Here is a 2,215-nt window from a genome sequence, read left to right as displayed (position 1 = left end):
GGGCGAGAACTTGTTCGACTTGCTCATGGCTCAATCCTCTCAGAGTGTTGAGCCTCCTCGAAACCCGGGGCGGTTCATGGCAACAACGCGTTGGATCGAAACCCGATCCACTCTGACGAGGCAATCTGCTCGTGACCGCGCTTTTCGCCGACGGTCCAGACGCGATTGATACGAGGGTTGATCTTGCAGACCAGGACGTCGCCTGTACTGACCGCTTGCTTAGTCGAGCCAATCGAGCGCCCAGACAACTGCTCAGGCCGCCCCGTCGGGAAGCTCGGCACGCTGTAGAGCTCAAAGACTTCGTCCGGTCTGAGCGCGGGATTGACGGTCACGCCCCTGAATGAGTTCAGTTCGCCGAATGACGCTATGGACCAGCCATCTGGAAGATCGCTGGCCTTTGGAGTTGAAGCCGTCATGCGATCGTTCCTTGCTCATCGGCCGCCATTGCTTCTAGCAGCAAATCCGGGTCCTCGCCAAGCTCCTCAATCAACGAGCGCAGCTCTAGGACTGCAGTGTTCAGTTCGTTCAAAGCAAGCGCGGCGACGAGCGCAGGCTCGTCTGACGATCCATTTGCCGAAGCGGAGCCACTTTCCTTGAGCCAACTGATGTCCAAGCTGTCGCTTCGCTGCGCGATCTGTTCGCGTGTGAACCGGCGCCAGCGACCCGCTTCGCCGGTGTCCCGACGCGCAGCCATGACGGCGGGTCCGCCACGCGGATCGCTTCCAAAAACGTCTTCAAACTTGTCGCGCGGCAGGCCGGCCGGAGCGTCCTGCGGTGTGCGGAAGTAGTCGCGCGTGAAGGGCGTGCGTTTACCGAAGACGGGCATGTTGGTGCGCATGTCGTACACCCAAACCTCTTTCGTGTTGCCTTTGTCGGCGTCGCCGCGGGTAAAGAACAGCACGTTGGTTTTCACGCCCTGGGCGTAGAAGATGCCGGTGGGCAGACGCAGGATGGTGTGCAAGTTGCACTTCTCCATCAGGTCGCGGCGGATCTCGGTGCCGATGTTGCTCTCGAACAGTACGTTGTCAGGTAGCACCACGGCGGCGCGACCTCCAGGTTTCAGTGCGCGATAGATGTGCTGCAGGAAGGCGAACTGCTTGTTGCTGGTCTCGAAGGTGAGATCGCCACGCGTAGGCAGTCCGCCACCCTTCTTTGTGCCGAAGGGCGGGTTGCTGAGGATCAGGGTGGCCGGCGGCAGATGCTTGTAGTCGTCGCTCAGCGTGTCGCCGTAGGTCACGCCGCCTTCGATGCCATGCAGCAGCATATTCATCAGCGCCAGGCGATGCGTGTCTTGCACCAGCTCCATGCCGTAAAAGGTCTCGCGCGCGTAGCGACGCTGCGCGGCATCGTCCAATGAATAGATGTCGTTGTGTTGGCGGAGGTAGTTGTTGGCGGCAATCAGGAAGCCGCAAGTGCCGGCTGCTGGGTCTTGGATGACGTCGGTCAGCTTCGGCTGCATCACTGCCACGATGCTGTCGATCAGGTGCCGGGGCGTGAAGTACTGGCCGGCGCCGCTCTTCTTCTCGCCGGCGTTGCGTTCCAGCAGGTCCTCGTAGAGGTCGCCCAGGTCATCCCGATCAACGCTGTACCAGTCCAGGCTGTCGATGTCCGTCACGAGCTTGCTCAGCGTAGCCGGCTTGGTGATGAACGTGTTGGCGTTGGCGTAGATCTCTTGCACGGCGCCTCGGCCGTGCAGGCCGTAGTCCAAAAGCATCTCTTTGTAGGTGTCTAGTCGCTCAGGCGCCGAGGCGCTGAGCAAGTCGTCCCAACGAGTGCCAGGCTGTTCGACAGGCGGCTCAGACTTCTTGGGGCGCTTCCAGACCTTCAGCCGGTCTTCCTGACCGGTCTCTTTCATCATCTTCAGGAATAGCAGGTAGGTCAGCTCGCTTAGGTACTGGTGGTAGGTGACACCGTCATCGCGCAGCACGTGGCACAGCGACCAGAGCTTGGCGCCAATGTCTAGTGCAGCAGTGTGGTTGGACATGGATAGCAGTCAGAGGAAAGTCAGCGGTTAACGGATTCGGGCGGCAAGGCCCACAGCGCGTCGTTGAAGGCATCGAGCACGGGTTGTAGTTGGCCGTTGAAGACCTTGTCCAACCGGTTGAAGCCTCCACCTTCGCGCTTGAAGATGAGGTCGGGGTGTTGACGCTCGCCGAAAACTGACCCGCCAACCGGGGTGATGCTCGCGCAAAACTGACCCACGCAAACACACTGC

At 60.4% G+C, this 2,215-nt stretch carries 3 protein-coding genes; all 3 read right to left on the bottom strand.

What is annotated here, in order from left to right; all coding sequences use genetic code 11:
* Window positions 1-74 precede the first annotated feature (74 nt).
* Window positions 75-416 carry a hypothetical protein gene (locus AC1Q7O_RS27525; RefSeq protein ID WP_492662631.1) on the bottom strand — a complete coding sequence of 114 codons (342 nt, stop codon included), beginning with the start codon at window positions 414-416 and terminating at the stop codon, window positions 75-77.
* On the bottom strand, window positions 413-1,984 hold the full coding sequence (locus tag AC1Q7O_RS27520; protein ID WP_492662632.1) for a class I SAM-dependent DNA methyltransferase: 1,572 nt from the start codon (window positions 1,982-1,984) through the stop codon (window positions 413-415). Before AC1Q7O_RS27520 ends, AC1Q7O_RS27525 begins: the two co-directional genes overlap by 4 nt.
* Before the next feature lie 20 nt (window positions 1,985-2,004).
* On the bottom strand, window positions 2,005-2,215 hold a 211-nt coding region (locus AC1Q7O_RS27515; protein WP_492662633.1), incomplete at its 5' end, for a hypothetical protein.

The sequence above is a fragment of the Roseateles sp. GW823-FHT07B05 genome, assembly GCF_058794515.1.
Note: the sequence above shows the minus strand (reverse complement) of the source record. Positions and strands in the feature narration are given on the sequence as shown.

What these genes read in the sequence shown, in the direction of transcription:
- AC1Q7O_RS27520 (WP_492662632.1), bottom strand. Translation starts at nt 1,984, where the DNA reads ATGTCCAACCACACTGCTGCACTAGACATTGGCGCCAAGCTCTGGTCG.
- AC1Q7O_RS27525 (WP_492662631.1), bottom strand. Translation starts at nt 416, where the DNA reads ATGACGGCTTCAACTCCAAAGGCCAGCGATCTTCCAGATGGCTGGTCC.